The sequence below is a fragment of the Maribacter aquivivus genome (genome assembly GCF_900142175.1).
Taxonomy (GTDB): Bacteria; Bacteroidota; Bacteroidia; order Flavobacteriales; family Flavobacteriaceae; genus Maribacter; species Maribacter aquivivus.
Window position 1 is genome coordinate 2,165,759 of record NZ_FQZX01000001.1, and the last position, 26,824, is coordinate 2,192,582.

At 34.0% G+C, this 26,824-nt stretch carries 30 protein-coding genes and 1 pseudogene; 20 read left to right on the forward strand and 11 right to left on the reverse strand.

What is annotated here, in order from left to right; all coding sequences use genetic code 11:
* Positions 1-8: 8 nt before the first annotated feature.
* Positions 9-1,172, forward strand: a complete 1,164-nt coding sequence (locus BUC31_RS09160) for a sigma-54-dependent transcriptional regulator (protein WP_073243259.1) — start codon at positions 9-11, stop codon at positions 1,170-1,172.
* 10 nt (positions 1,173-1,182) lie between these two features.
* Here BUC31_RS09160 and BUC31_RS09165 read toward each other — a convergent pair whose 3' ends face one another.
* Positions 1,183-1,878 carry a hypothetical protein gene (locus BUC31_RS09165; protein ID WP_073243261.1) on the reverse strand — a complete coding sequence of 232 codons (696 nt, stop codon included), beginning with the start codon at positions 1,876-1,878 and terminating at the stop codon, positions 1,183-1,185.
* A 184-nt stretch (positions 1,879-2,062) separates the two neighbouring features.
* On the opposite strand from BUC31_RS09165, the gene BUC31_RS09170 reads away from it, so the two are divergent.
* The 3 genes from BUC31_RS09170 to BUC31_RS09180 all read left to right on the forward strand — a co-directional run bounded on the left by BUC31_RS09170 (position 2,063) and on the right by BUC31_RS09180 (position 5,354).
* Positions 2,063-2,941, forward strand: coding sequence for a PPK2 family polyphosphate kinase (locus BUC31_RS09170; RefSeq protein ID WP_073243263.1), 879 nt, complete (start codon positions 2,063-2,065; stop codon positions 2,939-2,941).
* Positions 2,916-4,310 carry a M20/M25/M40 family metallo-hydrolase gene (locus BUC31_RS09175; RefSeq protein WP_073243265.1) on the forward strand — a complete coding sequence of 465 codons (1,395 nt, stop codon included), beginning with the start codon at positions 2,916-2,918 and terminating at the stop codon, positions 4,308-4,310. The genes BUC31_RS09170 and BUC31_RS09175 overlap by 26 nt, the downstream gene beginning before the upstream one ends.
* A gap of 111 nt (positions 4,311-4,421) precedes the next feature.
* Entirely contained in the window at positions 4,422-5,354 is a 933-nt protein-coding gene (locus tag BUC31_RS09180) for a peptidylprolyl isomerase (RefSeq protein ID WP_073243267.1), read from the forward strand.
* Positions 5,355-5,673: 319 nt separating this feature from the next.
* Here the strand turns inward: BUC31_RS09180 and BUC31_RS09185 are convergent, their stop codons facing one another.
* Both BUC31_RS09185 and BUC31_RS09190 read right to left on the reverse strand, forming a co-directional pair.
* A complete protein-coding gene (locus BUC31_RS09185; RefSeq protein WP_068486174.1) occupies positions 5,674-5,868 on the reverse strand; it encodes a cold-shock protein in 195 nt (64 codons plus the stop codon).
* A gap of 129 nt (positions 5,869-5,997) precedes the next feature.
* A complete protein-coding gene (locus tag BUC31_RS09190; protein WP_073243269.1) occupies positions 5,998-6,636 on the reverse strand; it encodes a peroxiredoxin in 639 nt (212 codons plus the stop codon).
* 110 nt (positions 6,637-6,746) lie between these two features.
* Here BUC31_RS09190 and BUC31_RS09195 point away from each other — a divergent pair, with 110 nt between their 5' ends.
* Positions 6,747-7,283, forward strand: a complete 537-nt coding sequence (locus BUC31_RS09195) for a YfiT family bacillithiol transferase (protein WP_073243271.1) — start codon at positions 6,747-6,749, stop codon at positions 7,281-7,283.
* Positions 7,284-7,288: 5 nt separating this feature from the next.
* Here BUC31_RS09195 and BUC31_RS09200 read toward each other — a convergent pair whose 3' ends face one another.
* Both BUC31_RS09200 and BUC31_RS09205 read right to left on the reverse strand, forming a co-directional pair.
* Entirely contained in the window at positions 7,289-7,816 is a 528-nt protein-coding gene (locus BUC31_RS09200) for a GNAT family N-acetyltransferase (protein WP_073243273.1), read from the reverse strand.
* A 25-nt stretch (positions 7,817-7,841) separates the two neighbouring features.
* Entirely contained in the window at positions 7,842-8,405 is a 564-nt protein-coding gene (locus tag BUC31_RS09205; RefSeq protein ID WP_073243275.1) for a thioredoxin family protein, read from the reverse strand.
* An 89-nt stretch (positions 8,406-8,494) separates the two neighbouring features.
* Here BUC31_RS09205 and BUC31_RS09210 point away from each other — a divergent pair, with 89 nt between their 5' ends.
* The 4 genes from BUC31_RS09210 to BUC31_RS09225 are packed head-to-tail and all read left to right on the forward strand — an operon-like array spanning position 8,495 to position 11,109.
* Positions 8,495-8,797, forward strand: a complete 303-nt coding sequence (locus BUC31_RS09210; RefSeq protein WP_073243277.1) for a phosphoribosylpyrophosphate synthetase — start codon at positions 8,495-8,497, stop codon at positions 8,795-8,797.
* Positions 8,797-9,135 carry a tRNA-binding protein gene (locus BUC31_RS09215; protein WP_073243279.1) on the forward strand — a complete coding sequence of 113 codons (339 nt, stop codon included), beginning with the start codon at positions 8,797-8,799 and terminating at the stop codon, positions 9,133-9,135. Before BUC31_RS09210 ends, BUC31_RS09215 begins: the two co-directional genes overlap by 1 nt.
* Before the next feature lie 4 nt (positions 9,136-9,139).
* Positions 9,140-10,060: a bile acid:sodium symporter family protein gene (locus BUC31_RS09220; RefSeq protein WP_084134980.1), complete on the forward strand. Its 921-nt coding sequence runs from the start codon at positions 9,140-9,142 to the stop codon at positions 10,058-10,060.
* Positions 10,057-11,109 (forward strand): lysophospholipid acyltransferase family protein, encoded by a 1,053-nt coding sequence (locus BUC31_RS09225; RefSeq protein WP_084134981.1) that lies wholly within the window; start codon positions 10,057-10,059, stop codon positions 11,107-11,109. The genes BUC31_RS09220 and BUC31_RS09225 overlap by 4 nt, the downstream gene beginning before the upstream one ends.
* A 71-nt stretch (positions 11,110-11,180) precedes the next feature.
* Here the strand turns inward: BUC31_RS09225 and BUC31_RS09230 are convergent, their stop codons facing one another.
* Both BUC31_RS09230 and BUC31_RS09235 read right to left on the reverse strand, forming a co-directional pair.
* On the reverse strand, positions 11,181-11,570 hold the full coding sequence (locus BUC31_RS09230) for a PUR family DNA/RNA-binding protein (RefSeq protein WP_073243283.1): 390 nt from the start codon (positions 11,568-11,570) through the stop codon (positions 11,181-11,183).
* A 65-nt stretch (positions 11,571-11,635) separates the two neighbouring features.
* Entirely contained in the window at positions 11,636-13,387 is a 1,752-nt protein-coding gene (locus BUC31_RS09235; RefSeq protein WP_073243285.1) for an ABC transporter ATP-binding protein, read from the reverse strand.
* Between the two features lie 264 nt (positions 13,388-13,651).
* Between BUC31_RS09235 and nusB the strand changes: the two genes are divergently transcribed.
* Genes nusB through yajC form a run of 3 tightly spaced genes read left to right on the forward strand, consistent with a single transcriptional unit; the run spans position 13,652 to position 15,425 of the window.
* Entirely contained in the window at positions 13,652-14,599 is a 948-nt protein-coding gene (gene nusB, locus BUC31_RS09240) for a transcription antitermination factor NusB (RefSeq protein WP_073243287.1), read from the forward strand.
* 43 nt (positions 14,600-14,642) lie between these two features.
* Entirely contained in the window at positions 14,643-15,113 is a 471-nt protein-coding gene (locus BUC31_RS09245; RefSeq protein WP_073243289.1) for a DUF1573 domain-containing protein, read from the forward strand.
* Positions 15,114-15,137: 24 nt separating this feature from the next.
* A complete protein-coding gene (gene yajC, locus BUC31_RS09250; protein WP_073243291.1) occupies positions 15,138-15,425 on the forward strand; it encodes a preprotein translocase subunit YajC in 288 nt (95 codons plus the stop codon).
* A gap of 75 nt (positions 15,426-15,500) precedes the next feature.
* Here the strand turns inward: yajC and BUC31_RS09255 are convergent, their stop codons facing one another.
* Both BUC31_RS09255 and pepT read right to left on the reverse strand, forming a co-directional pair.
* Positions 15,501-16,100 (reverse strand): YdeI/OmpD-associated family protein, encoded by a 600-nt coding sequence (locus BUC31_RS09255; RefSeq protein WP_073243293.1) that lies wholly within the window; start codon positions 16,098-16,100, stop codon positions 15,501-15,503.
* A 4-nt stretch (positions 16,101-16,104) separates the two neighbouring features.
* Positions 16,105-17,328: a peptidase T gene (pepT, locus tag BUC31_RS09260; protein ID WP_073243295.1), complete on the reverse strand. Its 1,224-nt coding sequence runs from the start codon at positions 17,326-17,328 to the stop codon at positions 16,105-16,107.
* A gap of 72 nt (positions 17,329-17,400) precedes the next feature.
* Here pepT and BUC31_RS09265 point away from each other — a divergent pair, with 72 nt between their 5' ends.
* Together BUC31_RS09265 and BUC31_RS09270 are read left to right on the forward strand one after the other, a co-directional pair.
* A complete protein-coding gene (locus tag BUC31_RS09265; RefSeq protein WP_073243297.1) occupies positions 17,401-17,850 on the forward strand; it encodes a hypothetical protein in 450 nt (149 codons plus the stop codon).
* A 57-nt stretch (positions 17,851-17,907) separates the two neighbouring features.
* Positions 17,908-18,951 carry a quinone-dependent dihydroorotate dehydrogenase gene (locus BUC31_RS09270; RefSeq protein WP_073243299.1) on the forward strand — a complete coding sequence of 348 codons (1,044 nt, stop codon included), beginning with the start codon at positions 17,908-17,910 and terminating at the stop codon, positions 18,949-18,951.
* Between the two features lie 78 nt (positions 18,952-19,029).
* Here the strand turns inward: BUC31_RS09270 and BUC31_RS09275 are convergent, their stop codons facing one another.
* Positions 19,030-19,437 carry a Dabb family protein gene (locus BUC31_RS09275; protein WP_073243301.1) on the reverse strand — a complete coding sequence of 136 codons (408 nt, stop codon included), beginning with the start codon at positions 19,435-19,437 and terminating at the stop codon, positions 19,030-19,032.
* 86 nt (positions 19,438-19,523) lie between these two features.
* Between BUC31_RS09275 and BUC31_RS09280 the strand changes: the two genes are divergently transcribed.
* The 6 genes from BUC31_RS09280 to guaB all read left to right on the forward strand — a co-directional run bounded on the left by BUC31_RS09280 (position 19,524) and on the right by guaB (position 24,980).
* Positions 19,524-20,144 (forward strand): LysE family translocator, encoded by a 621-nt coding sequence (locus tag BUC31_RS09280; RefSeq protein ID WP_073243303.1) that lies wholly within the window; start codon positions 19,524-19,526, stop codon positions 20,142-20,144.
* 53 nt (positions 20,145-20,197) lie between these two features.
* Positions 20,198-21,067 carry a hydroxymethylglutaryl-CoA lyase gene (locus tag BUC31_RS09285; protein ID WP_073243304.1) on the forward strand — a complete coding sequence of 290 codons (870 nt, stop codon included), beginning with the start codon at positions 20,198-20,200 and terminating at the stop codon, positions 21,065-21,067.
* A gap of 150 nt (positions 21,068-21,217) precedes the next feature.
* Entirely contained in the window at positions 21,218-22,396 is a 1,179-nt protein-coding gene (locus BUC31_RS09290; RefSeq protein WP_073243306.1) for a hypothetical protein, read from the forward strand.
* 23 nt (positions 22,397-22,419) lie between these two features.
* Positions 22,420-22,956: an FMN-binding protein gene (locus BUC31_RS09295; protein WP_073243308.1), complete on the forward strand. Its 537-nt coding sequence runs from the start codon at positions 22,420-22,422 to the stop codon at positions 22,954-22,956.
* Positions 22,956-23,468: a hypothetical protein gene (locus BUC31_RS09300; RefSeq protein WP_073243310.1), complete on the forward strand. Its 513-nt coding sequence runs from the start codon at positions 22,956-22,958 to the stop codon at positions 23,466-23,468. Before BUC31_RS09295 ends, BUC31_RS09300 begins: the two co-directional genes overlap by 1 nt.
* A 39-nt stretch (positions 23,469-23,507) precedes the next feature.
* The gene (guaB, locus tag BUC31_RS09305) at positions 23,508-24,980 is read left to right on the forward strand and encodes an IMP dehydrogenase (protein ID WP_073243312.1); all 1,473 of its coding nucleotides are present in this window, start codon (positions 23,508-23,510) and stop codon (positions 24,978-24,980) included.
* A gap of 58 nt (positions 24,981-25,038) precedes the next feature.
* Here the strand turns inward: guaB and BUC31_RS09310 are convergent.
* Positions 25,039-26,817: pseudogene (locus BUC31_RS09310) on the reverse strand (M1 family aminopeptidase); the annotation flags it as partial.
* Between the last annotated feature and the right edge of the window lie 7 nt (positions 26,818-26,824).

The window sequence follows — 26,824 nt, forward strand, 5'->3', positions numbered from 1 at the left end:
AAGCAGTTATGTCAAAGATATTAGTAATAGAAGATGAAGCAGCAATTAGAAGGGTATTGGTCAAAATTTTATCCGAAGAAAATGATACATATTCTGTTGAAGAAGCCGAAGACGGACTAAAAGGTATTGAAACCATCAAGAACAATGACTATGACTTGGTGCTTTGCGACATAAAAATGCCAAAAATGGATGGCGTAGAGGTACTTCAGGCTGCTAGAAAAATTAAACCTGAAATTCCGTTTATAATGATATCTGGTCACGGTGATCTAGATACTGCTGTAAATACAATGAGATTAGGCGCCTTTGATTATATATCAAAACCGCCAGATTTAAATAGATTGCTTACTACTGTTAGAAATGCCTTAGATAGAAAAGTATTGGTCGTTGAGAACAAAAACTTGAAGAAAAAGGTGAGTAAGAATTATGAAATGATTGGTGAAAGTAGCGAAATAGATACGATCAAAGATATGATCGAAAAGGTTGCGCCTACAGATGCTCGTGTTTTAATTACCGGATCTAATGGTACAGGTAAAGAGCTTGTTGCGCATTGGCTACATGAAAAAAGTGCTAGAAGTTCAGGTTCATTTATTGAAGTGAACTGTGCTGCTATACCTTCAGAATTAATTGAAAGTGAATTATTCGGACACGTTAAAGGTGCTTTTACTTCAGCAGTGAAAGATAGGGCTGGTAAATTTGAAGCAGCCAATAAAGGAACCATATTCCTAGATGAAATTGGTGATATGAGTCTTTCAGCACAGGCGAAAGTGTTAAGGGCACTTCAAGAAAGTAAAATATCGCGTGTAGGTACAGATAAGGATATTAAAGTTGATGTACGTGTAATTGCTGCTACGAACAAAGATTTAAAGAAAGAAATAGAAGAAGGTAACTTTAGAGAAGATTTGTACCACAGGTTGGCGGTTATTCTTATTCAAGTACCTAGTTTAAATGATCGTCGTGATGATATACCATTATTAATTGAGCATTTTTCTAAGAAAATTGCCGCTGAGCAAGGTATGGCAGGCAAAACTTTTTCAGTTACGGCAATCAAAATGTTGAAAGCATATGATTGGACAGGGAATATTCGTGAACTAAGAAACGTTGTTGAGCGTTTAATTATACTTGGTGGTCAAGAAGTGTCAGAAGATGACGTAAAATTGTTTGCCAGTAAATAATTAATAAAGCTTATTTAGCCGCAGAGCAATCTCCAATTTTGGTTAGTGCTTCTGCGGTAATTTCTTTAGTACGTAGATTGTAATATTTACTGCCTTCAGAAATATTTGGTTTCAGTAGTTGAGCTTCGCATTCATCATAGATTCTGCTAGCGAACGCAGTTGCGTCTTTACAATTAACACTTTGAACAACCTTATCTAATGAAATACGATATTTTTCTAAAGATGTATCGATAGTTTCAAATAGGTCTTTTTTGCTACTATTCTTTGTTGCCGATGTTTTCTTTACCGAAGAATTTGTATTTATAGAAAGCGCATCGTCAGCATATGCACTTTCGTGAGTATCGTGAGATTCTAATACAAGAATTGTTTTATTTGTTAGTTCAATAGATGCATTTAAATAGCTAATTGTACTCTCTAAAGTCGTGGATTTTGTTGCCAGTGATAACACCCCCATATTTTCTAACATGCTTTCTTTTGCATATTTACACCCGCAAACATTTAATTGTTTTTTAGATTTTTCTAAAGCACTTAGCGCTTTATAAGCATAAAATCGTGCCTGATTTATATCTTGAGTACGTAAAGCAGCGTTTATTTGAGATTTTGCATAACCCATATTAGAATTAGCATATTCACACTCTACATTCGTGCTGAATGAGGATAACGATAGAAGTGCAATAGCACAGAAAAAAAAGATGTTTTTCTTCATAAGTAGGTAATTTAGGTGTAAAATTTGGGATCTTACACGGATAAATTTAGATGCTTTACCTTGTTGAAAATATTATTTTCGATACAATACACTTCCATTACGATAAACGGAATTTGTGAGAATTATATTACTTAGGTTTTGTTGGAGAATTAGTAATCATTAATATTAAATTTTATATTTCAGAATGGATAAAATAAAAGTAGACAATTATAGTACCAATAAAAATTTTAAAGTTGCTGATTATGAGACTTTTGAAGATTTTGGTAAGTCAGATAAAGAACTTAAAAAAGAATTATCAAAAATTAGAAGAGAGTTAGGCGAGTTTCAAGATACTATTTATGCCCATGGAAAATATAGTATACTAGTATGTCTTCAAGGTATGGATACTGCCGGTAAGGATAGTTTAATACGTGAAGTGTTTAAAGATTTCAATGTTAGTGGTGTTGAGGTACATAGTTTTAAAGTGCCTACAGAATTAGAGCTGAGTCATAATTACCTGTGGCGTCATTATTTAGTATTACCGGCTAAAGGTAAATTCGGCGTTTTTAATAGAACCCATTATGAAAATGTATTGGTTACTAGAGTGCACCCAGAATATATATTGAACGAACATATACCAGGTATACATACGGTAGAAGATATCGATCAAAAATTTTGGGATAAAAGATTTGAGCAAATCAATGACTTTGAACGCCATCTTGCTGAGAATGGAACCTTAATTTTTAAATTCTTTCTTAACCTTTCAAAAGAAGAACAACGTCAACGTTTGCTAAGAAGACTTGCGTTAAAAGAGAAACATTGGAAATTTTCACCAGGAGATTTAAAGGAGCGTAAATTGTGGGACGAGTATCAACATTGCTACGAGGAAGCTATTTCTAATACCACTCATGATCATGCGCCATGGTTTGCTGTACCTGCAGATAATAAAAAAGCAACACGAATAATAATAGCATCTATTCTATTAGAATCGTTAAAAAAATACAAAGATATTAAAGAGCCTATGTTGAGCGATAAAATAATGGCTAATTTAGACAGCTATGAAGAACAACTACAAGGTGAATAGTAAACTTGCTTTAATTTTTGTAATTGCTTTCACATATGTGGGACTTTCACAAAATTCAGACGAAGAGCAGATAAAGAAACTTTATGATACAGCTCTGACCGAAGGTACGGGTTATGATTGGTTGAATTATTTATCCAATCAAATTGGCGGGCGACTTTCTGGGTCAATTCAGGCGCAACAAGCTGTAGATTATACCAAAGCTCAATTAGATTCTCTAGGGGTGGATAACGTTTGGTTGCAACCGGTAATGGTGCCTAAATGGGTTAGGGGAGTACCAGAATTTGCTTATTTTGAAACAAACCCTGGTACAACTACTAATGTAGCTATTTGTGCAATAGGTGGTTCGGTGCCGACTCCTACCAGAGGTATAAAGGCAAATATCATAGAGGTTGAGGGTATTGAACAGCTAGCATCTTTAGGTAAGGATAAAATTCAAGGCAAAATAGTGTTCTTCAATAAACCAATGGACGCTACTCAGATAAATACCTTCACCGCTTATTCTAACTGCGTAGACCAACGTTATGCTGGTGCTTTAGAAGCTTCTGAATATGGAGCTGTTGGTGTTATTGTACGTTCAATGAATCTTCGTTTAGATGATTACCCTCATACAGGGTCTATGAGTTATGGCGAACAAGCAGAATCTGATAGAATTCCTGCTGCGGCAATTAGTACAAATGCTGCTGAATTATTGAGTACTTCTTTAAAATTGAATCCAGAAATCAACTTTTATTTCAAACAGAGTTGTAAGCAGTTCAATGAAGTTGAATCATATAATGTCATCGGAGAAATAAGAGGAACAACAAAACCTGAGGAGGTTATTGTTGTTGGTGGACATTTAGATTCTTGGGATTTAGGTGATGGTTCTCATGACGACGGTGCTGGTTGTGTTCAAAGTATGGAGGTTTTAAACCTTTTTAAGAAAACAGGTTATAAACCAAAACGTACCGTAAGAGTTGTTTTATTTATGAACGAAGAAAATGGTCTTAGAGGTGGTAACAAATACGCTGAAATAGCAAATGCCAAAAATGAAAAGCACATATTCGCATTAGAAAGTGATTCTGGAGGATTTTCTCCTCGCGGATTTACTTTTGATAGTTCTGATAAAGATTTTGAGAAAGTACTAGAATGGAAACCTCTTTTTGAACCCTACTTGGTTCACTATTTCGAAAAAGGATATAGTGGGGCAGATATTGGTCCGTTAAAAAAAGAGGGATTAGTATTAGCAGGTTTACGACCAGATTCTCAACGCTATTTTGATCATCACCATGCAGAGAATGATACATTTGAACATGTCAATAGACGAGAACTGCAATTAGGTGCTGCATCAATGGCTAGTTTAATATACTTAGTAGATAAATACGGATTTTAATCTCTGTCACATCTTTAACAATAGTAAAGCAATCAATTTTTGGTTTTGAAGGTAACGAAATGTTCAAATCGTTAAATTTCTTTACCTTTGTCAGATATAAAAAAAACAAAAATGGAAGACGGAATTTACGCCAAGTTCAATACAAATAAAGGCGAAATACTAGTAAAATTAACTCATGATAAAACTCCTGGTACAGTAGGTAACTTTGTTGCCTTAGCGGAGGGTGATAAAGAAAATAGCGCTAAAGGTAAAGGTGAGCCATATTACAATGGTTTAAAGTTTCATAGAGTTATTCCAGATTTTATGATTCAAGGTGGTTGTCCTCAAGGTAGAGGTACTGGTGACGCCGGTTATAAATTTGATGATGAATTTCATCCAGAATTAAAACATGACGCGCCTGGTGTTCTTTCAATGGCTAATTCTGGCCCTGGTACCAATGGTAGTCAGTTTTTTATTACTCACGTACCAACGCCTTGGTTAGATAATAAGCATACTATTTTTGGTAAAGTTGAGTCTGGTCAAGATGTTGTAGATGCTATTGCACAAGATGATGTTATAGAGTCTTTAGAAATTGTAAGAGTTGGTGATGAAGCTAAGAAATGGGATGCATTAAAAGCTTACGAAGATTTCAATGCTTCTGGTGAAGCAAGATTAGCTGATGAAAAAGCGAAGCAAGATGCTGAGCTTGATAAAATAGCAGCAGGATTTGATGCTACGCCATCTGGTCTTCGTTATAAAATGATTCAGAAAGGTGATGGAGCGAAAGCTGTAAAAGGTGAAAAAGTTTCTGTACACTATGAAGGTTCTCTTTTAGATGGTCAGGTTTTTGACTCTTCTTACAAGCGTAATTCTCCTATAGATTTTCAATTAGGTATTGGTCAGGTTATACCAGGTTGGGATGAAGGTATTGCGTTACTTCAAGTAGGTGATAAGGCACGTTTTGTAATTCCTTCTGATCTAGCATATGGATCTGCAGGAGCAGGTGGAGTTATACCACCAAATGCTACACTAATCTTTGATGTAGAATTAATGAAGGTAGGTTAAGCAACCTACATACTTTAAAATAATAATGAAACACCTATGTCATTTGATATGGGTGTTTTTTTTGATGATTACTTTTTACGAGTAATGAAACTGCCTAAAAGTAAAATGATATTTACTATCATTAAAACTAAAAATACGGTCAAAAATGTGGTCATAAATACATGGTATAAGGTCGGGGAACCGTGCTTGTTTAATCAATAGATATGTATTTTATAAAAGGTTGCGTTTAAGTTGAACATTTATTTAAAAAATATAAGGCACAAAAAAAACCCGAACCAGTTGGTTCGGGTTTTATACTATAAAAAAGTTAAGTCGTTACCTAGTCAAGTACCTTCACATTAACGGCGTTTAATCCTTTTTTACCTTGTTGTAGTTCAAATTCTACAACATCACCTTCACGAACTTCATCGATTAAGCCAGAAATGTGTACAAAATGATCTTCGTTTGAACCATCTTCAGTGATAAATCCGTAACCTTTAGAATCATTGAAGAATTTTACTGTTCCTTTACTCATAATAGAAAAATTAAATATTAATTAAAGTACGAAGATAGTTTTTTTTTATTTAAATACTAAAATTCTTGTACGTTATCTTAAGGTTAACAATTTTAATCTAATGTATTGAGTATGAACTTGTTTTTGGACCTATGCGGTAGGGTCTGGTGTCATTCTCAAATATGGTTTAACCTCTGTAACGCCCTTTGAAAAAATATTTTTTGCGTCTGCGGTAGATATAGCCGGACTCACTACTACATCTTTGCCATGTTCCCAATTTGCTGGTGTTGCAACCTTATGATTTGCGGTAAGTTGTAAGGAATCTATTACTCTTAGTAGCTCATAGAAATTTCTTCCTGTAGATGCTGGGTAAGTTAATGTTAGTTTCACAGATTTATCTGGTGCAATAATAAATACTGAACGAACCGTTAGATTATTATCTGCATTTGGGTGTATCATATCATATAAGTGAGATACCTTCTTGTCCTCATCAGCAATAATTGGGAAATTTACTACTGTATCTTGTACTTCATTAATATCCTTGATCCATTCTGCATGCGAAGCTGCACCATCAACACTTAATGCGATCATCTTTACATTTCTCTTGTCGAACTCATCTTTGAATTTGGCTGCTGTTCCTAATTCAGTAGTACAAACAGGAGTGAAATCTGCAGGATGAGAAAATAATATACCCCAACTGTCACCTAGGTAATCGTACAAATTAATTGTGCCCATTGAGCTATCTGCTGTAAAATCTGGTGCTTTATCACCTAAACGTATTGTTGCCATAATTATATGATTTTGTATGTTTCTTTTAATATCCTATAAAATTAGTAGATTATAAAATGTTGTGCATGGGTTTTAGGTTAAAAGTCTATTAAAATTTTTACTTTTAAACTATGGAAGAATTGGAAAAATTAAAATACCCGATCGGTCTTTTTGAATGTCCAGAGAATATTTCGAAAGATGATATTACAAATTGGATAACCGTCTTGGAAACATTACCTAAACGTTTGTCAAATCTTGTAAAGAGTTTTTCTGAAGAGCAGCTAAATACACCTTACCGAGAAGGCGGATGGACCGTTAGGCAAGTAATACACCATATGGCAGATAGTCATCACCATAGTTATACTCGTTTTAAATGGGCATTGACAGAGAATAGACCGCTCATAAAAGTTTATGAAGAAAAATTGTGGAGCGAACTTATAGATGCCAAAACAGCGCCAATTTCTTTATCACTTTCTTATTTAACGGCATTACATGCTAAACTGGTCTATTTATTAAATCGTCTTGAATCTGCAGATTTTGAGAAAAGTTATATTCACCCAGAAGGTAGTGTCAATGTTTCTGTAGCAGAGAATATTGGTAAATATGCATGGCATAGTAATCACCACTTTGCGCACATAGAAAATTTGGCTCTAAGAAAAGGTTGGTAAAACATTTAGATATCTTTTCTTAATAAGTACATTGGTTTTTCTTCTTCAATAACATTGTTGAACGGTACTTGCGTGTTCGCAACAATTGTAAAAGAATGTGATAAGTAAAAGGGTAGTGCTAGACCTTTTTGCATAGACTCTAGAAAAATGGCCTTTTTAGAATGGTCTGTAGCAATTTGTTCAACAAATTTTAGACTTTTAGAGCCTATTCCTTTGCCTGAAAATTCGTTTAGAATATAGATTTTATCAAGATATAGAGCATCAGCTTTATTATAATCTTGTAGTTGTTTGTGTAGCGTAAATTTTAGTATACCTACGTGCTCGGAATTTAACTTTATAAGATATAAAACGGTGTCTTCGTCTTTTTCTTCATTTAGTAGAACTTCTTTGGTAAAACTATTTTTAATATAGGTAGTAGTGTCGCCTTTAGGCCAAAGATGTTTGTAATGTTGATCATAGGCTTTTGTGCCTATTTCAATATACGTGCTGTAAAGTTCTGGCTTCAGTGGTACAAACTGAATGTTATTCTCCATAATCTAAAATAAAAAGCTACTATAATTAAGCATTAGATTTCCATTTAATATTGCAGCCTATACTAGGTTTTTGAACAGGATTAATTTCTTCACCTTTTAAAAGGTTTTCAATCGCACTTCTAAGATCTTTGCCTGTTAACGACAATCCGTTCCCTGGTCTAGAATCGTCTAACTGACCTCTGTATACTAATTTTAACCCTTCATCAAAAAGATAAAAATCAGGTGTACAAGCGGCATCATATTTTTTGGCTACGGATTGGTCTTCATCATATAAATAAGGGAAAGTATAATTTTCGGCTTTTGCTTTTATTCTCATGAACTGAGGGTCGTCTTCTGGGTATTTCTCCACATCGTTACTAGATATGGCGATGAAGTGAATACCCTGCTTCTGATATTCTAAAGCCATTTTGGTAATCTCAGGATTTACATGAACAACAAATGGACAATGGTTGCAAATGAACATAATCACCGTTCCTTTACTACCATTTAAAGAGTGAAGGTTCATGGTTTTTTTGCTAACCGAATCTAACAGACTAAATTCTGGAGCAACGGTACCTAATGCCAACATTTTGCTTTCTGTTCTTGCCATATCAATTAATAATTTATGGTACTAAGTTAAGGATTATATTAAGCTTGTCTTTTCTTTATAGCATTCATAAACCTATAAAAATTACTATTATGGAAAATTCATATATTTCTTTATCTATCGCAATTAAAGCATTACAAGAAGAAGGTTACACAGAAGATTTTAATTTATGTGACGCTGGTGTAGAAAATAAAAGCAAGAAAAATATTCATAATGCTACCGAATTAGACGTTGTAAAATTTTATCGTTTTGAGGGTATGAGCAACCCAGATGATAATACTATCTTATATGTCATTGAAACGAGCACTGGTGAAAAGGGCTTATTAGTAGATGCGTACGGCATGTATGCTGGTAATATATCTAAAGATTTAATAGAAAAGCTTAAATTGAGCTAATGGAAGAACCAATTACGTGGCAAGATTTTAGTAAAATTGATATGAGAGTCGGCACTATAATAGCTGCTTTAGACTTCCCAGAGGCTCGAAATCCATCGTACAAGTTACATGTAGATTTTGGTGATGAAATAGGGATAAAAAAGACATCAGCTCAGATAACAGAAAAGTATAAGAAAGAGGATCTTATTGGGCTACAAGTCACTGCTGTTGTTAATTTTCCTAAAAAGCAAATTGCCAATTTTATGAGTGAATGTCTTATATTAGGTGCTGTAGACAATAGTTCAGTTGTGCTTCTTCAACCTCAAATGAAAGTGCCAAACGGATTAAAAATTTCTTAATTTTTTGACTGATAATATCTTAGATAATATTCATATTAATTTTGATTCAGGTTCATTATGGATAATGAACCTTGTTTTAAGTTTGGTAATGTTTGGCGTAGCCTTAGAAATATCAATATCAGATTTTAAGCCTTTATGGTTAAAACCGAAGGCATTATTAGTAGGTTTGTGTGGTCAATTTATACTATTGCCAGCGTTGACTTTTTTATTGGTATTTGCAATAGAACCGTTGCCTAGCATTGCTTTGGGTATGTTTATGGTGGCTGCTTGCCCAGGTGGTAATATTTCTAATTTTATTTCTTATTTATCTAAAGCGAATACAGCATTATCTGTTAGTCTTACCGCCATTGCTACTATGTTAGCGGTTATAATGACGCCATTAAATTTTCATTTTTATTCAATGTTATATGAGCCTAGCTCTAATCTTATTCAAGACATTTCTATATCACCAGTAGAAATGATAAAATTGGTTTTCCTATTATTAGGTCTTCCTTTAATGTTGGGTATGTATGTCAATCATAGAAAACCAAAAATAGCTTTGAAAATGGCCAAGAAACTTAAAGTAGTATCATTAGTGTTCTTTATCTGCTTGGTTTTTATCGCATTATATAATAATCGAGTCATCTTTATGGATTATATATTTTATGTCTTTTGGATAGTTTTAATTCATAATCTAGTTGCATTTTCTACAGGATATAGTCTTGGGCGAATTTTTAGATTACCAGAAGATAGTCTTCGATCAATAACTATAGAAACAGGAATACAGAATTCTGGATTAGGATTGCTATTGATTTTTACTTTTTTCGATGGATTAGGAGGTATGGCACTTATTGCTGCTTTTTGGGGTGTTTGGCATATTATGTCTGGTTTAATTTTGGCTGCTTTTTGGAATAGAAAATCAGTTGCTAAAGAAACGATAGCGTGAGTGCAATCTTATATTCATTAGTGAAATCTGTGGTGAAAACAGGACTCTACGGCTACCATAAGAAAATTATTATTTCTGGGCTGGAGCATATTCCTAAAGATAAGCCTGTAATGTTTCTGCCCAATCATCAAAGTGCATTGATTGATGTATTGTTAATTGCAACGGACTGTAATCGAAAACCCTACTTTTTAACTAGGTCAGATGTTTTTAAAGGCAAATTGCTAAAACGTATGTTCTCTTATTTTCAAATGCTACCAATTTATAGAATGCGAGATGGTAGAGATACGCTTTCTAATAATGACGCCATTTTTAATTCATGTGCAGAAATTTTAAATAGGGAAGAAGCCTTGCTTTTGTTTCCCGAAGCAAATCATAGTCTTAAACGTAGCGTTAGGCCATTGAGTAAGGGTTTTACAAGAATACTCTTTAGAACTTTTGAAATGTACCCAGAGTTAGATGTTCAGTTGATTCCTGTTGGGTTTAATTATAAGTATGCAGCTCATTTTCCAGATGAGGTGGCTCTATGTTATGGAAAGCCTATTTCGGCAAGAAGTTTATATGATCAGAGTGATTTGAATGCATCTGTCATTACTATAAAAAATGTGGTTACTACTAGTCTAGAAAATCTAACTACTCATATTCCAAGTAACGAAGATTATAATGCAGTTTTAAATAAGTTGAAGGCAGAAAAGGTCAATTTTCTTAATCCTACCTCTGTTAACGAAAAGATAAAGATGTTAACTGGGCAAGGTTTAGATTGTTCAATTCAGACGGTTCCAGAAAAGCAGGGTTTTAATATGTTTAAATGGATATTCACATTTTTAAATCTCCCTCTTGTATTAATTTGGAAATTATGGTTGAAGTCAAAGGTGCCAGAAGATGAATTTATGGGTACGTTTAGGTTCGCATTTGCAATGATATCTTATCCTATTTATATGGCTTTATTGTTTGCGGTAATAGCAATACTCTTTGCTCCTTATATCGCAGTAATAGGCATATGTATATTGACTTTGATAAATGTTGGGTTGGTGAAGTATGGTTTGCGATAATTATTAAATATCCACAAAACAAAAACGACCCTTATTGAAGGGCCGTTAATTTTTTAAAGAAATTTTTGAGATTAGATGTCTTCAAAACTTACATCTGTAAAACTAGAAGTATTTGTAGTCGTATTTTCTACAGGTACTTCAGCTGCAACTTCAGCTTCTTCTTTTTTAAAGTCTTTTTGATGTCTTTCTGAAATTACTTCAGAACCTTTTTCGTTAATGATGAAATCCATCATTTCTTCAACATTCTCTTTAAAGGCATCGAAGTCTTCTTTGTATAAATAAATTTTATGCTTCTTGTAATGGAATGATCCATCGTCATGTGTAAATTTCTTACTTTCTGTAATCGTTAAATAATAGTCCCCAGCCTTTGTACTTCTTACATCGAAAAAGTACGTTCTTCTACCTGCGCGTAAAACTTTGGAGTGAATTTCTTCCTGATCTGATAAATCTCTTTCGCTCATTTCTAATGTTTAGTGTCGTTATGCTATCAAAAATGAAAAAAAAATCGTTATCCGACAACAATTTTCTAACTTTCTTTCTCTGAGAGCTGTTTGCTATAGAGCTCTTTATAATAACCTTCTCGAGTATTTAATTCGTCATGAGTACCCTCTTGAATGAGTCTTCCGTCATCTAAAACCAGTATTTTATCGGCATTTTTAGCAGAAGAAACTCTATGACTTACAATTAGTGTAGTTCTATTCTTAGATGCTTTTTTAAGGTTATTTAAAATTTCTTCTTCCGTTTCTGTATCAACCGCAGAAAGGCAATCATCGAATAAATAAATTTGTGGTTTCTTTATTAAGGCTCTTGCGATTGACACGCGTTGCTTCTGTCCGCCACTTAATGTTATACCTCTTTCACCTAATACAGTATCGTATTTTTTAGAGAAACCCATAATGTTTTCGTGAACCACGGCATCTTTAGCAATATCCATGATTTCTTGGTCTGTAGCGTCTTCTTTTCCGAATTTAATATTGTTCTTTATGCTGTCAGAAAATAGAAAAGCATCTTGTGGTACTGCACCAATAGATTCTCTTAAACTGGTAAGGTCAATGTTTTTAATAGGCTCGTCATCTATTAGAATTTCACCTGAAGTAGTATCGTATAGTCTAGCTACTAAATCTAAAATAGTAGATTTACCGGATCCCGTTTTGCCAATAATTGCTGTGGTCTCTCCTTCGTTTATGGTAAATGATAAATGTTTTAAAGCATTAATGTTGGTATCTTGATAAGTAAAATCTACATCTTTAAATTCAATTTTACCCTTTACCGTATGCTCGTGAGTGGGCATGTTTTTAATTTCCGATTCTTGATTTAGAAATTCGTTGATACGTTCTTGACTGGCAGCAGCTCTTTGAACTATAGATGTTAGCCACCCTACAATTGCAACAGGCCATGTTAACATGTTTACATATAATATAAACTCGGCAATCAAACCAACTTCAATTTCACCGGCTAAGTATTGTTTTCCTCCTATATATATCACCAAAATATTACTGATACCAATTAAAAGAATCATTAAAGGGAAGAACCAAGCATTTACTTTAGCCAGACTAACACTCTTCTCTTTTCCTTCAATGGCAAGTTTTTCTAAGTCTTCATTGGTTTGTGGCTCTAGCGCATATGCTTTTATAACTGAGACACCTGAAAATATTTCTTGTGTAAAAGTTGATAGCGTAGATAAATATTGCTGTACTATGGTACTTCTCTTATGTATTACCTTACTTATTTGATATATTAAAACGGATAGAAAAGGTAATGGTAATAAGGTGTACGCAGCCAAAGTTGGTGCTTTAATGAACATTAGCGGTATTAGACAGGCAAATAAAGTTAGGGTCTGTATGCCGTACATAATAGCCGGTCCCGCATACATACGTACTTCATTTACATCTTCACTTATTCTGTTCATTAAATCACCGGTTCTATTTTTCTTATAGAAGTTGAGACTTAGTTTTTGGTAGTGGTCGAATATTTCATTTTTAAGGTCATATTCTATATATCTAGAAATATTGATAATTAATTGACGCATTAAAAAAGTGAAGAATCCAGATAGTAAAGCGGCACCTACAATTATAAGAATGTATTCTAACAATAATTCTTGGGCGGTAGATTTTTCTATTTCTGCCTTTATATACTGCTCAACTACCGTTATAGAGTTATTCACGTAAGACGGCATAATCAACTGAAATAGCCTTGCGACTATGGTTATGATGATTCCGAAAAAAAGCTTAAGCCAGTATTTTTTAAAGTATTTATTTAGATGCTTAAGTTCTTTCATAAGTTGTAGAAAAGATAATAGTGTAAAATTCTAAGGGCAAAGATAGTTTTTTGACCTAAAACGATATGTTATAAATAAGCTAAGATAAATACGATTGCTATTGTGACCCTTTAAATAGATACTTACCTTTGCGGCTTTATGTAATCGATAATCGGGATTTAAGTGTTCTGACGCTTGCGTCGGAATATTAATTCTCTTTTAAATTCAATGCCTCGCGGGCTTGTCCCGAGGTTATTTACTAATATATTAAATAAGTTCTTTCAAATGCTTACAAGAAGGCACATTAGGGTTAAGGTAATGCAGAGTATTTACGCTCTAATTCAGTCTAAGGACGATTCATTACAAAAACAAGAGAAGTTTTTAAAGGTAAGCATAGAGAATACCTACACGTTATATTTATTATGGCTTAGTCTTTTTGTAGAAATACAGAAAAGAGCAGCAGATCAAATTTCTCTTTCTGCTAATAAATATATTGACGACAAAAAAACAGCATTTCCCAATCCTAATAAGTTTATTCAAAACAGATTGTTATTACAAATTGTTGAAAATAAGACACTAGAAGAGGAACTTAATCATAGAAAGCTAGATAACTGGTATTTAGAAGAGGAGTATGTAAAACTTATCTATAAAGAAATTTTAGAGAGCGATACTTATAAGGAATACATGTCTAAACCAGAAAGTGACTATGCTGCTGATAAGGAGTTGATAATAACTTTGTTCAAGAACATTATTGCACCTAATGAAAAAATTTACGATTACTTTGAAGATGATAAGTTAACTTGGGTAGATGATATTCCTATTGTTAATACCTTTATTTTAAAGCATTTTAAGAAAGTAAAGCAAGTACACCCAGAATCTTATTTTTTACCAAGTTTGTTGAAAGATGATGAGGATATGACTTTTGCCATGCAATTGCTATCTAGAACATTATTAAAGAACGATGCTTTAGAAAAGGAAATAGAAGGTAAAACACCAAATTGGGATAAAGATCGTATTGCTGGTATTGATAGTATCTTATTAAAAATGGCTATTTGTGAGTTATTACATTTTCCTTCTATACCAGAAAGGGTAACTATAAATGAGTATTTAGAAATAGCTAAAGAATACTCTACACCAAAAAGTAGCATTTTTATAAACGGAATTCTTGATAAGCTTACTAAAGAATACAAGTCAGAAGGAAAGCTTAACAAAATGGGTAGGGGTCTATTATAAAAATATTTTATAATTTTGCAATTAATTGATAAATCTAAATAGTATGAAAAAAATAGTTCTAATTGTTGGTCTTGTATCAATGGTAGCTTTTACTTCTTGTAAAGAAAACGCATCAAGTAAGATCAAAACAGATAATGTAGCAGAGGCTGCGGTAAGAGATGAGGCTGCTAAAGCAGTACCTGTAATGGCTTTTGAGAAAGCAGAACATGATTTTGGTACAATTGAGCAAGGTACTCCACAAGAGACCGTATTTGTATTTACCAATACTGGTAATGCTCCGTTAATTATTACTGATGCTAAAAGTAGCTGTGGTTGTACAGTTCCTAATCCTCCAAAGGATCCTATTGCACCAGGAGAAAAAGGTGAGTTAAAAGTGAACTTTAACGGTTCTGGTCAAAACCAGGTTACTAAAACTATTACGGTTACAGCAAATACTGAAAAAGGTTCTGAGCTTTTAAGAATTAAAGCTTTCGTTAACCCAAAAGGAGCGGCTCCATTAGGACCTGTTAAATAATTTTAAATTACAGATATACCAAAAATGGGTGATATAGGGCAGTTTCTTCCGATGATTTTGATTTTTGTGGTTGCATATTTTTTTATGATCAGACCTCAAATGAAAAGACAAAAGGATGAAAAGAAATTTTCAGCAGAATTAAAACGTGGTGATCGTGTTATTACCAAAAGTGGTCTGCACGGAAAAGTAGTAGATTTGAATGATAAAGATTCTTCTTGTGTTTTGGAAACAATGGCAGGAAAATTAAAGTTTGATAGATCTGCCATTTCCATGGAAATGAGCGCTAAATTAAACGCTCCAGAAAAGAAATAATTTTTTCTGAATAGATATAAAAAAACACCGATGGAAACATCGGTGTTTTTTTGTTTTAAATTTTAAGATATTAGGTTACTTCTTGTATTGGTCATTTATTCCCCTGCCTGCTAATATCAACGGAACTATCTTTTCTAATCTAGATAGTTTTGTTTTCTCTTGTTTAGCGGTTGCAATGTACTCGGCATAGTCTTTTTGTTTGGAATAGGTTAATTTGTTGAAAGCAGCTTTTATGTCATTGTTGTTTTCAAGTGTAATCGATAGGTGAGTAGGAATTACGATTTTCGTTTTCGGCTTTCTATTTACTTTTATTTCTAATCCCTTCTTATGATTTTCAATAGCTTCATTTATGTAAGCTGTAATTTCTGTTTTGTTGATTTCTTCAAGTGATGAAAATTTCCAATGTCGCATTGCCATGGTTTTTCCTTCTTGTGCATTTTCTAATACATTTTTTGGATCACTCAAAAATACTCCGTTAAAGAACCAAATTCCGAAGTGGTTTTTAAATTTATTTATAGCGATAATGTTTTTATTATCTACCATATATGTGGGGAAACTCCATTTGTAAGTTTCTGTCATTCCACAGGCTAAGGCAAGAGTTCTTAATTCAGCTACTTCATTTTTAAAACGATGCGCAGCTGTAAAGAATTCCTCTAATTTCTCTTGCTTTTCCATTGTATTATTGGTTTGCTGTCAGCTCACAAATACGCACAATAACTTCAACAGCTTTTTGCATGCTCTCAACAGGTACATACTCATACTTACCGTGAAAATTATGTCCGCCAGCAAATATGTTGGGGCATGGCAAGCCCATAAAACTTAATTGCGACCCATCTGTACCACCGCGTATTGGTTTAATAATAGGTTTTATGCCGATATCTTCCATTGCCTTTTTAGCAGTCTCAACAATATGAAAAACAGGTTTTACCTTTTCTTTCATATTAAAATATTGATCTTTTAATTCTAGGGCAATACAATTGTCGTATTCGTTATTAAATTTTTGGACGATGTCTTCTACTAATTCCTTACGTTGCTCAAAACGTTTTAAATCGTGATCTCTAATTATTAGCTCTACAGTTGCATTTTCTATTTCTCCGTCAAAATGATGTACATGAAAAAAGCCTTCTCTACCAGATGTTTCTTCAGGTATTTCATGTTTAGGTAAATCGCTTATAATCTTATTGGCGATTAAAAGGGCATTTACCATTTTTCCTTTTGCATACCCTGGGTGTACACTTTTTCCTTTTATAGTTATTTTGGCACCAGCTGCATTGAAATTTTCATATTCTAATTCGCCAATCTGGCTCCCATCCATAGTATAAGCCCATTCTGCACCAAATTTTTCTACATCAAATTTATGTGCTCCTCTGCCAATTTCTTCATCTGGTGTAAAACCTACTCTAATAGTGCCATGCTTTATTCCTGGATTGTTTACCAAATACTCCATTGCAGTTACTATCTCTGTAATACCTGCCTTGTCATCGGCGCCTAATAAAGTGGTGCCATCTGTTGTTATTATTGTTTGACCTATATATTGTAACAAATCATCAAAATAAGATGATGATAAAATGATGTCTTTTTCTTTATTAAGTACAATATCACTGCCATCGTAGTTTCTAATAATTTGCGGATTTACATTAGTTCCAGAAAAATCAGGAGAGGTATCAAAATGCGAGATAAAACCTATAGTAGGTACATCATGTTCAACATTAGACGGTAGTGTTGCCATGATATAGGCATTTTCATCTATGGTCACATCAGATAAGCCTATTGAACGTAATTCATCAACCAATTTATGGGCTAAATTCCACTGCTTTTTGGTGCTCGGGGTGGTATCTGATGATGAATCGCTTTGCGTATCAATAGTAATGTAGCTTATGAAACGGTCAATTATATGTTGCATTGTAAAAGGGTTTTATCAAAAATAAGCTTATATATTGTAATTTAGTAGACGTAAGATTTTATAAATTTTGATATGAATAATTTTAGAGTTTTGGTACTAACGGCTTCTGTTTTATTTTTTGTAAACGGATATTCGCAAGCAGATTGCATATTAGGGGTAGGGGTTACCGATGATGCTACTATAGCAGAAATTTTTCAATTCAATGAGTTGCAAAATGAAAAATTAAAAAGTCTTAGTGCCGATTTGAAAACTAAAAGTGATGAGCTAAATAACGAATTGGTAAATATAAAAGATAGTCACCCGCAGAGCAGTGTTACTGAATTACGCCAATTGGCAGATAAGTATAAGGGTATCATGGATAGTTTAGGAAAGGTTCAGGCAACTACTGATAAAAAAATGCTTGCTTTATTCAACCCCAAACAATATGAAATGTACCAATCTTTATGTAAAGAGGCTTATCGTTCTCCTTATATTGTTGCACCCACAATGTACACAGATAGTATTGTTGATGAAAACAGATAAGTTCTAACTAACTTTCTCATTTACAGTTTGTATTTTTACGGCTTCTAAAATATAGACATGTATAGGCTTTTTATTAGACCTCTTTTATTTCTTCTTGATCCCGAGAAAGTTCATCATATTAGTTTTTCAAGTATTAAGTTTTTTTCTAAAATAGGACTGTCTGGTCTTATTAAATCTATGTTCGTAGTTGAAGATAAACGTTTGGAACGTGAGCTATTCGGATTAAAATTTAAGAATCCGGTTGGTTTGGCCGCTGGGTTTGATAAAAATGCTATCTTATATAACGAATTATCAGATTTCGGATTCGGATTCGTAGAAATTGGCACCCTTACCCCAAAACCGCAAGATGGTAATCCGAAGAAAAGATTATTTCGTTTAAAAGAAGATAAAGCTATCATAAACCGAATGGGATTTAATAATCACGGGGTTTTTGAAGCTGTAGAAAATTTAAAGAAAAAACATAAGGTGCTTATTGGTGGTAATATTGGTAAGAACAAAGTGACACCGAATAATGAAGCAATTAAAGACTACTTAATCTGTTTTGATGCCTTATTTGATCATGTAGATTACTTTGTTGTGAATGTAAGTTCGCCAAACACACCTGGCTTAAGAGAATTACAAGATAAAGAGCCATTAACGGCTCTGTTAAATGAGCTGCAATTAGAGAATTCTAAACAAAGTGAACGTAAGTCTACTGTTCGTAAACCTATTTTACTGAAAATTGCGCCAGACCTTACCGATAGCCAATTATTAGATATTATTGATATTGTAAAAATCACTACTATTGATGGTGTTATAGCTACCAATACAACTATTTCTAGAGAGAATTTAAAATCTCATGCTTTGGTAACAGAAGAAGCTGGCGGACTAAGTGGTGCTCCATTAAAAGATAGAAGTACTGAGGTAATTCGTTTTTTAGCGGAGAAGAGTAATAAGGCATTCCCTATTATTGGTGTAGGTGGCATAAACTCTGCAGAAGATGCTATCGAGAAATTAGAAGCTGGTGCAGATTTAATTCAATTATGGACAGGCTTTGTATATGAAGGTCCCGCTTTGGTAAAAGAAATTAATAAAGCGCTTATAGAAAAAGCTGCGGTTTAAGATTTAAACTACTACTATAAAATATAAATGCCCTTGTACAAATTGTGCAAGGGCATTTTATATATGTGAAATTTTAATTTACTGTTTGGTCCAGTAATCCACTACAAAAACATCATCTAAAAACGGAGTTAATACAGCTCCAAATGCTTTATGGTCAGGGTGCGGTAAGTAAATAGCACGATCTTCTTCACTTTTAAATGTAAGAAAAAAGGCATGGGTAAAGCCTTTGTTCAAACCTTCGGGACTATTATTTAATCCCCATTCATACCCTTTTATTTGTTCAATTTTTGAAGGTAGAGCGCTAAATGCATCTTCAACTTTCTTTATTTGTTCGGCAGTTGTTCCTTCCTTGAACTTAAAAAAAACAGTATGCCTTAAAAGGCTATCAGTTTGGATCATGGTGGTGGTTTTGTTTTTATCCGTCTTTGCAAAAGCATTAGACATGAATGAAATACTAATTAGTAATACAATTACTTTAATTTTCATAGTGTATCGATTTTTAAACAAGATATTAAAAATAGGTGTAATTATAGGTTATTCGTACATTTCATGTAGAACTAAAACCTTTAAAATTGAATTACGATATTTTATTAGCCTTTTCCGTAGCAACCTTTGTTTTGTCTCTGTCACCAGGTCCTGATAATATTTTTGTTCTTATACAGAGTATTAGTAATGGAAAAAAACAAGGATTGGCTGTTGTAGCAGGTTTAATGTCCGGTTGTTTGGTACATACTACTCTTTTGGCATTTGGTGTGTCTGCTGTAATAAAAAATAACCCAACCATATTTACGGGTATTAAAGTATTTGGCGCTGCATACTTATTGTATCTCGCAATAATGGTGTATAAAGGAGGCGATGCAATAGCAATAGAAGGAGAGTCAAAGAATAAAAAAAGTCTAGGGGCATTATATAAACAAGGATTTGTAATGAATGTATTAAACCCTAAGGTGATTATATTCTTTTTAGCCTTTTTTCCCGGATTTCTATTTTCAGACTCTTTAAGTACTGTACTCCAATTTTACACGCTTGGTTTTCTGTTTATTTTGGTTTCGTCGGTCGTATTTAGTGGTATTGCCATTTTATCTGGTCAGATTTCAAAATTTTTAAAAACTAAAAAGCGAACAGGTTTTATATTAAAATGGGTACAAATTATTGTCTTCATCGGCATTGCTATTTATTTATTTTTCGGGTAGTTTATTTGAATTATTAATAGGAGATACTTATTTAGAGTTTGTATTTTTACGAAATGTCTAATTCAAAGATCAAATTAGTAGAATGCCCACGAGATGCTATGCAAGGCATTAAGATGTTTATACCTACCGATGAAAAGGTAAGGTATATACAATCGCTGTTGGGTTGTGGTTTTGATACCTTAGATTTCGGAAGCTTTGTTTCGCCAAAAGCAATACCGCAAATGGTAGATACTGCTGAGGTTTTGGCAAAATTAGACTTGTCAAAAACGAATACAAAGTTGCTTTCTATTGTTGCTAATGTTCGTGGTGCAGAAGATGCAGTTTCACACCCTGAAATTGATTATTTAGGTTTCCCTTTTTCTATTTCAGAGAACTTTCAAATGCGTAATACGCATAAAACAATAGCACAATCTGTAGAGACTTTACAAGAAATTTTCAATTTAGCCGATGCCGCAAACAAAGAGGTAGTGACTTATATTTCGATGGGATTTGGTAACCCTTACGGTGATCCTTGGGATGTTGATATTGTAGGGGAGTGGACAGAGAAACTCGCAAAAATGGGCGCTAAAATATTATCTCTATCAGACACTGTAGGCTCTTCTGATCCCGAAACGATTTCATACTTGTTCTCGAATCTTATTCCTAAATATCCGAATATCGAATTTGGAGCACATTTACATACGACACCAACTAAATGGCACGAAAAAGTATCTGCTGCTTACGAATCTGGTTGTAGACGTTTTGATGGTGCCATACAAGGATTTGGTGGTTGCCCAATGGCTAAAGATGATTTAACGGGTAATATGCCTACAGAAAAAATGCTATCCTATTTCACTGCAGAAAAAGTTGAATCGGGTGTTAATTGGATGACTTTTGAAGCTTCTTATAACAAGGCTACTGAGTTGTTTACGGCTTATCATTAATATTTTTCTTTTTACTCTTCTATTAGAAGATAAGTTTTCATTAAGTTTATTTAGATTTAATACAAATAAACTTTGCTAATATGTTTTTAGGTCATAAATTTGCACTTCGTTAATAAAATATTAACGATAATTCTAAGCAGATTTAAAAAGATGAAATACGTTTACCTATTAGTATTGCTATTTACTTTTACTTGTATAAAGGCACAAACCAAAACAGATTCAATCACCTTGGTACCGCAAACTCAAATAAATGCGGCACAGCGATTACTTTCTGGTAATTACGCTTCTGCAGTTACAGTGGGTGCTTATGCTGAAATGTTGTACAATCAACCGGAAGGCGATAATGGCGAGTTAGATGTGCAACGAATGGTATTACTTTTTGGATATCGTTTTAATGATAAAACACAATTTGTTACTGAAGTTGAGCTTGAGCATGTAAATGAAGTTTTTGTTGAGCAGGCTTTTATAAATTACTCAGTTGGGAATAATATTAGTTTGCGTGGTGGTCTAATGTTGGTGCCAATGGGTATTATAAATGAATTTCATGAACCAACTACTTTTAATGGAACAGAACGCCCGGGTATGGATAATGCCATTGTACCAACTACATGGAGAGAGATTGGTGTAGGGGTTGCAGGTAGATTTAATGATATCAATTTAGGATACCAAGCTTATGTTTTTAATGGATTTAAATCTACCGAAACTGATGGTGAAGGAGGTTTGTCTGGTTTTTTAGGTGGTTCTAGCGGATTAAGAGGTGGTCGTCAAAAAGCAATTCAGTCAACTATCGATAGTCCCACTTTATCTACTAAACTTGAATATTATGGTATTTCTGGTTTACGTTTAGGACTTTCTACTTATTTTGGAAAAACTCAAGCAGCTGATGATATAGAAACTTTAGAAGGCGCAAATATTGGTATCGCAATGGTAGGGTTAGATGCTCGTTACGCGTATGACCGTTTTACGGCACGTGGTCAATTTATAAATGCATCTTTATCAGATACAGAAGAATATAATACAGCTACAGGAAGAGATTTAGGGAGTGCACTTAGAGGCTTTTATGTAGAAGGGGCATACAATTTGCTATCTATGGGTAATGAGCAAAAGCTTTTTGTTTTTACGCGTTACGAACAATATGATACGCATGCCGATACCGAAGGTGGTTTAGTTCGCAATGATGCCTATAACAGAACAGATGTTACTACAGGTTTAACCTATCATCTTGCACCAGGTGTGGTTTTGAAAGGAGATTATCAATTTAGAAGTAATGCTTCAGATATTGATGATGTAAAAAACAGGCTTAATTTTGGTATTGGTGTTTGGTTTTAACTAAAATATAATAGTCAGTAAATATGAATTATAGGGTTCTAAGATTAATAGTTTGCTTCTTTGCTTTAGGAATAGTAATGGGTTTTGGTTTACCAAAAAATATTCAGAAAAAGGTCGACAAAGAAATAGCAGATTACTTTGAAATTGATTCTTTTACTATGGAGGCTATTGCGGTTAAAAATAATACCCAATTAGATTTACCAAGTAAAATTGATGCAGAAAATTTATTTCGTGTGCTTGACGGTCAAAGTCATATAGGTTATTTATATGTAGATCAAGCTCCAAGTAAAACAGCAAACTTTGATTATATGGTCTTACTTGATGCTAATTTTAAAATTCTACACACTAAGGTTTTGATTTATCGCGAAGAATATGGTGGTGAAATAGGAAGCAAACGCTGGTTGAAACAATTTATCGGCAAGAAACCTGGTGATCGAATAAATCATGAAACTAATATTGATGGTATTGCAGGTGCAACAATTTCTGTTCGCTCAATGACCAATGCAATTGATGACCTTTTGCAAACACTTACTATATTGCAAGAAAATAAAATGTTATAATGGAATTTAATGGTCTTTTACCCAAGCTGCCAAAACCAGTTCGCTTATTTTTAGTGGCTTTTGTAATTGTACTTTCTGTTGGTTATTTTACAGGTTTATTATTTGTCTCAGAGACCAGTACTGCTTCTGTAGATGGTATAGAAGAGAATTACTTGGGTAATGAATCAGATGAAAATGCTGATGTCATGAAGTTTAAAAAGAGCAAACGGCAAATGCTGACTATTATACATACTCATATTCTATCAATGTCTTTTATCTTTTTCTTGTTAGGTATTTTAGTGTGGCTAACTAAACTACCTACAAAACTCAAGGTGTTTTTGACGGTAGAGCCATTCTTATCAGTATTGCTCACCTTTGGCGGAATCTACTTTATTTGGTCTGGTGTAACCTGGTTTAAATATTTAGTAATAGTATCGGGTATTTTAATGACGGCGACATACACGGCATCCGCTATGATTGTGTTGTATCAATTAACATTTTCCAAACAATACGGTAATACTTTTAACCAATAATATTCACTATATTTGCACGCAATTAAATCCTTAATTGCTATGCAAGCCCACCAAAACAAAATTCTAGGAGAAGGTCTAACGTACGACGACGTATTATTAGTACCTGCATATTCTGAAGTGCTTCCAAGAGAAGTCAGTATTCAGACAAAATTCACAAGAAATATTACAATCAATGTACCTATCATATCGGCAGCGATGGATACGGTTACGGAGTCTAGAATGGCAATTGCCATGGCTCAAGAAGGTGGTATTGGCGTGTTGCACAAGAATATGAGTATTGAGCAGCAGGCAATGAAAGTGAGAAAGGTGAAAAGGGCTGAAAGCGGAATGATTTTGGATCCGGTAACACAGCCACTTGATTCGAAAGTGAAAGATGCCAAAGCTAATATGAAAGAGTATAGTATTGGTGGTATTCCTATCGTTGATGCAGATGGTAAACTTTTAGGTATCGTAACCAATAGAGATTTACGTTTCGAAAAAAATAATGAAAGACCAATTTCTGAGGTAATGACTTCTAAGAATTTGGTAACAGCTGCAGAAGGTACTTCACTTTCAGAAGCAGAAGATATTTTACAACAACACAAAATTGAAAAACTTCCTGTAGTAGATAAAAATTACAAGTTGGTGGGTTTAATTACATTTCGTGATATTACAAAACTAACCCAAAAGCCTAGCGCCAATAAAGATCAGTTCGGTAGACTTCGTGTTGCAGCAGCTTTAGGTGTTACAGCCGATGCAGTTGAAAGAGCAGAGGCATTGGTTAATGCAGGCGTAGATGCAGTAGTGATTGATACAGCTCATGGTCATACCAAAGGTGTAGTAGAGGTGTTAAAAGCAGTAAAGAAGAAATTTCCGAGCCTAGATGTTATTGTCGGTAATATTGCTACGGGTGCGGCAGCAAAATATTTGGTAGATGCAGGTGCAGATGCCGTTAAAGTAGGTATTGGTCCGGGTTCAATTTGTACAACTAGAGTTGTTGCAGGTGTTGGTTTTCCTCAGTTCTCTGCGGTATTAGAAGTAGCGGCCGCTATAAAAGGTTCAGGTGTTCCGGTAATTGCAGATGGCGGAATTCGTTATACGGGTGATATCCCTAAAGCGATTGCAGCAGGTGCAGATACAGTAATGTTAGGGTCACTTTTAGCAGGAACAAAAGAATCTCCGGGAGAAACGATTATCTATGAAGGTAGAAAGTTTAAATCTTACCGAGGTATGGGTTCTGTTGAAGCTATGAAGCAAGGTAGCAAGGATCGTTATTTTCAAGATGTTGAAGATGATATTAAAAAATTGGTGCCTGAAGGTATTGTAGGTCGTGTACCTTACAAAGGAGAATTATACGAAAGTATTCATCAGTTTATTGGCGGATTAAAAGCTGGTATGGGATATTGTGGAGCGAAAGATATTGCAACACTACAAGATACTGGTAGGTTCGTTAAAATTACAGCTAGTGGTATTAACGAAAGTCACCCACATGATGTTACTATTACCAAAGAGAGTCCTAATTATAGTAGATAGAAATATAGAAGTATATAAAAAAAGAGGTCTTTTAGACCTCTTTTTTTATGTCTCAATATTATTCTAGTGAAGTGTCCAGTTGTTTTTGCAAAATTTGGACTCTTCTTAAATCGTCTGATGCTTGTAACACTTTTGATTTTAAGGAGGAATTTAAATCAGGATTTTCCTCAAGAAAATGCTGTAAAATTTCATAAGCTTCCGGTGAAGTGTAATTGCCAATAGTACTACTCAGCCATCTTTTTGGGAAAAAGATATCACCTGTTTTTTGTATTTCATCAACTAAGCCTAGACTTGCTCTTAGATACTGAATGGATTCTTTTTGATGTAAAGGGTGATTTAAATTATTCATTGCATTAGCAACCCATGACTCCTTAGCCCTGTTTTCTTCTTGTTTTAATGACTCGAAAAAATCATTTCTAGTCTGCTGATCTTTTGATAAAGATGGAAGTAAGAACTTAAAGCGATTTAATTTATCATTATTGCTAATAGCTTGTTCTGCTGTTTTTAGAATACTTTCACTTTCTTGGTGTCCGTACAGAGCCAAATCCATTGCTAGCTCCGTATAATTGTCGTCGTTAAGCTTTAGATTGTTGATTAGTAATTCTTTGTTCCAAATCTTATATAAATGGTCTAATGAAATATCAGTATATCCAATTGATGTATAGGCGGAGTATAAGGTCTTTTTAATATTAGCAGGTAATTCTTCTTGTAATTTAGACCATACTTGATCGCTAATTTCTTTCTGATAAAATAGGCGTTGTTCTGCGGTAAGGTATTTCCAAAAAATAGAAGTGGAGTATCTAGAAATGAGGTTAATTAATAATTCATTCTTTTCATTAACTAGTCCTTTTGAGTATAGCTTTATGGCTGTAGCGGGAGTAATGCTTCCATTTAGCATATTCTCATACACATTTATGTAGGCGTAACCACGAGCCACTTGGTTATTTATAGTCGGTATATTATCTAGATCTTTTTCTTGAATAGGAAACACTCCGTAACCTTCAGCGTTTGAATTATAAAGTATTGAAGTTGGTCTAGGTAGACCAATAGCGTCTTCCATGTCAAACTCGCTACCAATCATATTAACGGTTAACGTTTTTGCTTTATCAGGATAAACAAACAGCACTTCAAATGTCTGTGGCCACGAATGATTTGACGAATCTTCTGCTTTTTGATATAGTTTAAACGATGTAATTTTATTTTCACCATCATATTCTATAGCATCACTGAAGATGGGTCTACTAGAATTATTAACCCAAACATCGCTCCATGCAACCATATCGGTAGATGTTTTCTTATCTAGAATGGCAATTAGCTCACCCCATACGGCATTCTTGAAAGCGAAGGTTTTTATATATTCTTGAATACCTGTTTGAAATGCCTCTTTTCCTAAAACGGCTTCTAATTGTCGCATCATTATAGGTGCCTTATTGTAAATTATACTACCATAAAGTGAACCTGCATTGTTGAGGTTTTCTAAATCTTGACGAATAGGGTTTGTTCCTAATGTTCTGTCTTCCCCGTATGCATTAGGGTAGTGGGTAATCATAAAAGCTAACTGGTGGTCAATATCTGGGAATGCGGGGTTCATTATTTTATCTGCCAAGAAATTTGCAAATACCTCTTTCATCCAAACATCATTAAACCAATTCATAGTAACTAAATCGCCAAACCACATGTGAGATGTTTCGTGGGCAATAAGTTTTGCACGGCTCAATTTATTATTTGCGGTTGCGCTTTCATCTAAAAAGAGAGAACTCTCTCGGTACTGAATTGCTCCTACATGTTCCATTCCGCCATATTGAAATCCAGGTATTGCAGCGAAATCCATTTTTTGAAAAGGA